We start from the raw sequence: 5,036 nt of genomic DNA on the forward strand, positions 1-5,036 counted from the left end.
AGGAACCCGGCGCATTTTTTCTGAATGCCTATGCTGCAGTACTGGCACTTGCCAATGCCGTTGAGAAGGCAGGATCACTGGACTATGACAAAGTGTCCAAAGCCCTTAAATCAGAATCCGTACAAACACCCATTGGTACTATCAGTTTTGATGAGCGCGGTGATGCAACCGGTACGGGTTTTTCTGTTTTTCAGGTGCAGAATGGTATTTTTGTTGAACTCAAATAGTGATTTTAGATGTTGAATCATTTGTTTAATGGCCGGATTAGTGGATTAGTCGTGAAGGTCTGCCCCGGCCATTGACCGGGTCAGACCTTTTGGGTTTAAGCGCTCTTCAGGGCAACTTTATTGCTGGTTGCATGAAGTTTTGCAGCTGCTTCCTGTTTTTTGATGATGGCAACATCATCTGCATCAACATACTCAATGGCTTCAACTTCACAAAATCTGACGCACTGGGGATCACCATCACACAGGTCGCATTTGAAGACCTTTCTGTCAATTGAATTGAAACCCATGGCTCCAAACGGACAGATAGCCACACATGAGCGGCAGCCGATACATTTGTCATAATCCACTTCAATTATGTTGAGATCATCATTGCGGGAAATTGCGTTGGCAGGACAGACACTCATGCACGGCGCATCCTGACACTGCTGGCAGGCCATGGGGATGTAGACCCCGTCCATTTCCCATTTCATTATTCTGATACGGCTTCTGGCCGGGTTTGAAATCCCGTCATGTTTAACCGCACATACCAGTTCACATAATCTGCACCCTGTACATTTTTCAGGGTTTATCATAAGGACTTTATCCTTATTTTCCATGATATACTCCTTTCAAACTTTTACAGCATATGAGAGGGCTCATTTTCCAGCCCAAGCCGTTTCAGGGTTTTTGCCTTTGGTTTGCCTTTTTTATCAAGTCCTTTGTGCTCGTAAAATTCATCAATCATCACAGTGAATTTTTCCCTGTCTATTGTTAATCCAACAACATCAGGTGCACCTCTTCTACAGGGCTCATCAAAATACCGATGATTGATCATATCGCCCTTTTCAAGGTCTTCTCTTGTCAAACCTTCCCTTAAGTTGAAAAGTCTTTCTACCATGTTGCTGCGTTCAGAAATATCCCACAGCTCTTCAGGAGTGAACTCAAGCCCTGTATTGTAATACAGTACTTTTGGCCAGTCCTCAAAATTCGGCAGTGTCGCACCAAGAAATGTGGTGTGGTACTTGCAGATACCCAGACAGTCTACTCCCATGTAGCAGTTTTCCTGCCAGAAAACCTCCCAGGCTTTTCCGATATATTCAGTATGCTCGGAAGACAGGGGGCCTTCGTAGGGAATCGGACTGGAATAAATCTTTCTCAAGACTTTTTCAGGCAGATGATAAAGATCGATGGCCGGACGGCTTCTTAAATGATCAGATCCCCTGGAAGAGGTTGCAATATTCAATGCCAGTGCCGGGGTAGCTCTTTCATCGGAATGAAGGTTGCTCATCCCTTTTACCTGAATCAGATAATCAAAAGAATTTTTACCAAAGGTTTTAGAAGCGGGAATGCCACCGTTTGCAAGGGCATCAGCAACTTTACCTTTTCTAAAGCAAATGCGTTCAATCATTTCAAGAACAGCTTCATCGTTGCCAAACCGAAGATCCAGTCCGTCTGTATCTTTGCTGGAAATAATACCTTCTTCATAAAGTTCCATTGCCCATGAAATCAAAGAACCTGTTTCAAGGTTATCCATACCATATTGATCAACAAGATGGTTCCCCACAAGAACCGTTTCAGCCCTCGGCGTGTCTGTTTCACCGCCAAATGCACCCTGGGATGTATACTCAGGACCTTCGTCATATGTCCCTTTAAGCGGACCTGAAGGAATTCTGTACTGAGCACGGCAATGAACCTGGCATCCAAAACAACCGGACATATGATAGGGTCCCATTGTCTCTTCACAGATATCATCGATTGCTTCAGGTTCGATATCATCTGCATATTCACACTGGTTATACTGGAAATTTCTGGTACGAACCCCGCCCCAGGAATTTGTTGCACCCCAGATAAAAGGTGTTCCCAGAGTACCCTGGGTCTTGTTTACCTTTGCAGATGTGATCTGATCGATAAAACGCTTGTTATATTCAAGGGCTTCAATGGGATGGGCAATATTAATATCCATGGTTCCCCTGCAGGCAATTGCCTTAAGGTTTTTGGAACCCATGACAGCCCCCATTCCGGTTCTGCCGCCGGCATTTTTTATACCGGTCATGACATTGGCAAATGCCACAAGATTTTCACCGGCAGGTCCGATAACAAGTGCTTTTACTTCCTGATCATTGAGCTCATCACGGATGGCCCATTGGGTATCTGTGGTAGTTTTCCCCCAGATATTTTCTGCATCACGAATTTCAATTTCACCGTTATGAATATAAATATAACTGGGTTTTTCAGCCTTACCCTTAATCACGAGGTGATGAAATCCCGCCCATGCCATTTCAGGGGCAAAAAATCCGCCCATATTAGCGGAGCCCAAAAGTCCTGTTAAAGGAGATTTGGCCATTATATGAGTTCTTGCTGTGGCCGATGCACAGGTTGCCGTAAGGATACCACCACTGACGATCAGCGGGTTATCCGGTCCTAACGGATCACAGCCTTTTCCTGAATGATTCAATAACAGATATGCATCAAGCCCTCTACCACCGAGAAATTTTCTCCTGACATCAAGAGGAATCGGTTTAACCTCTACCTCTCCGGTGGTAAGGTTAATATATGCAATCTTTCTATCTAATGCCATATTATTTACCCTCCATCTTCTTTTTAAATGCTGCCTCGGCAATTTTCTTGTTTACTTCCCAGACTGGCCCGCGGATTCTTGGAAAATCCGGACGAATCCATGCCACTCGGAATTCACACTTGCAAACCGGGCATTTTACATGTTTGTCTCCCGGTTTTGGTTCCAGCCTGCCCATACAGGTTGGATTATGGCATCTAAATTTACCGTAGGTTCTGGTTTTACGCAGACTTTCGGCGCCTGACAACTTATTGGTATCGACTGCCATAGTGACCCTCCTTTGTTAAAGTTAAAATTTTTAATTGCTTTTTTGTAAAATTCATAATAATGAACACAAGCATAGTAAATATTATTATTATATGGTTGTCAAGCTAATTTTTAGCTATATTGTGAAAATTAAAAATTCATTATGGTGAACGATGACAAAAAAATATCAAGCGCCAATTGTTAAAAAAGCATTTATTATCCTGAAAGCAATTTCCCAAAGCTCACATGGGTTAAGAATCAGTGAGATTTCAAGCATGCTGAATATCAGCAAAAGTACAGTCCATGGCATCACAGCTGCCCTGGAAGACCAGGGAGCCATTAACCGCGATTCTGTTTCAAAACGATATACCATCGGCATTACCCTCATGGAACTTGGAAAGGCTGCTTATGAGAGAATTGATTTTAAAAATGTTGCCCGACCCATTATGGAGGAATTGATGGAACAATGTCAGGAGTCTGTATTCCTCGGCATACGAAACGATGACAGGGTAACGGTTATCGACATTGTGGAATCCAGAAAAGACTTTAAAATCACATCTCCCATTGGAACAGCTCTTCCATTGCTGGCAGGGGCAACCGGAAAATTATTCTTATCCATGATGGAACCAAAGGATTTACAAAAATATTTTGACTCAAATCATTGGGTCAGATTCACGCCCAATACCATTACCGATCCGAAACAATATGCCAAAGAACTGGAAAAAGTTCGCAAAGCCGGCTTTTCCACTGATGACGAAGAGTATATTTCAGGTGTCAGAGCGGTTGCAGCTCCCATTAAACAGTATGGTGGCTATATCCCTGCCATCTGGGTAGTTGGATTTAAGGCTTCCATGACCCCTAAAAAGATACCGGCTATTATCGAACAAACTATAGATGCTGCCGATAGAATCAATAAAAAATTGTCACTCCAGCAATAACACCCTATAGCAAGTAGAGGTTAATAAATGAAAGATAATAAAAAGAGTGTTGCCCTGGGTTCCATGCGGATACCGTTTCTTGTGCTGCCCCCCACCTGTGTGGGCCTTGGTGTGGCAACAGCTTTATATTCCGGCGGTACCATTGATATTTTACACCTGGTACTTGTCCTGGTGGGGGCGGTTTTAGCGCATATCAGCGTCAATGCCTTGAATGAATACGATGATTTTAAAACAGGGCTTGATTTCAAAACCATCCAGACCCCGTTCAGCGGTGGCAGTAAAGCGATTCCCGAAAATCCGGAAAAAGCACATCACGCCCTGATTATCGGCGTGGGATCATTGGTTATCACCATTCTTATCGGTTTTTATTTCATATATGTCAGGGGATGGCTACTCCTGCCGGTTGGGTTGTCCGGAGTACTGATTATGATGGCCTATACCAAGTGGATCACAAAAAGCCCGATCCTTTGTCTCATTGCTCCGGGCCTTGGATTCGGTCACTTGATGGTCATGGGGACGAATTTTGTTTTGACCGGGACCTATTCATGGACGTCTTTTGCTGTATCCATGGTGCCATTTTTTCTGGTAAGCGATCTGCTTTTGTTAAACCAATTCCCTGATATTGATCCAGACCGGGAAATCGGCAGAAAACATCTCCCCATTGCTGTGGGGAAAAAGACCTGTGTAATAATTTATGGCCTTTTCCTGGCTTTAACCTATTTTTCCATTGTCGCTGGATGGCTTTTAGGGCTCATTCCGGTACAGAGCCTTATCTCCCTGATATGTGCAGTCCTTGCGATTTATACATTTGCCGGGGTTAAGAAAAATGCAGATTCAATTGCGGATCTGATTCCATTTATGGGTAAAAACGTTGTCCTGATCCTGGCGACTCATATCCTGCTTGCCCTAGGTATTATTTTAGGGATTTAGCTAATTTGACAACACTTCACCAGGATGGCGTACAAAAGGCATTAAACGGATAACTGCCATTGCTGTCATACTTATCATCAAAAGAAAAATTACACTTTGCTCAAAAGGTGATGTATGGATGACAACATACCCGAACACAAT

Annotated in this window: 6 protein-coding genes; 3 read left to right on the forward strand and 3 right to left on the reverse strand. The window is 43.5% G+C overall.

The genetic code is table 11. The features are described from left to right. The coding region (locus K8S13_RS18725; protein ID WP_291464914.1) for an ABC transporter substrate-binding protein at nucleotides 1–227 on the forward strand (227 nt) is incomplete at its 5' end. Nucleotides 228–322: 95 nt separating this feature from the next. Here the strand turns inward: K8S13_RS18725 and K8S13_RS18730 are convergent. The 3 genes from K8S13_RS18730 to K8S13_RS18740 are packed head-to-tail and all read right to left on the reverse strand — an operon-like array spanning nucleotide 323 to nucleotide 3,049. After that, nucleotides 323–823, reverse strand: a complete 501-nt coding sequence (locus K8S13_RS18730; protein WP_291464915.1) for a 4Fe-4S dicluster domain-containing protein — start codon at nucleotides 821–823, stop codon at nucleotides 323–325. A gap of 20 nt (nucleotides 824–843) precedes the next feature. Beyond that, the gene (locus K8S13_RS18735; protein ID WP_291464917.1) at nucleotides 844–2,784 is read right to left on the reverse strand and encodes an aldehyde ferredoxin oxidoreductase family protein; all 1,941 of its coding nucleotides are present in this window, start codon (nucleotides 2,782–2,784) and stop codon (nucleotides 844–846) included. Between the two features lies 1 nt (nucleotide 2,785). Further along, nucleotides 2,786–3,049: a hypothetical protein gene (locus tag K8S13_RS18740; protein WP_291464919.1), complete on the reverse strand. Its 264-nt coding sequence runs from the start codon at nucleotides 3,047–3,049 to the stop codon at nucleotides 2,786–2,788. Nucleotides 3,050–3,200: 151 nt separating this feature from the next. On the opposite strand from K8S13_RS18740, the gene K8S13_RS18745 reads away from it, so the two are divergent. Both K8S13_RS18745 and K8S13_RS18750 read left to right on the forward strand, forming a co-directional pair. Continuing rightward, nucleotides 3,201–3,965 carry an IclR family transcriptional regulator gene (locus K8S13_RS18745; protein ID WP_291464921.1) on the forward strand — a complete coding sequence of 255 codons (765 nt, stop codon included), beginning with the start codon at nucleotides 3,201–3,203 and terminating at the stop codon, nucleotides 3,963–3,965. Between the two features lie 27 nt (nucleotides 3,966–3,992). Then, complete coding sequence (locus K8S13_RS18750) at nucleotides 3,993–4,895, forward strand: prenyltransferase (RefSeq protein WP_291464923.1); 903 nt, start codon at nucleotides 3,993–3,995, stop codon at nucleotides 4,893–4,895. Nucleotides 4,896–5,036: the final 141 nt, after the last annotated feature.

Source organism: Desulfobacula sp. (assembly GCF_021107415.1).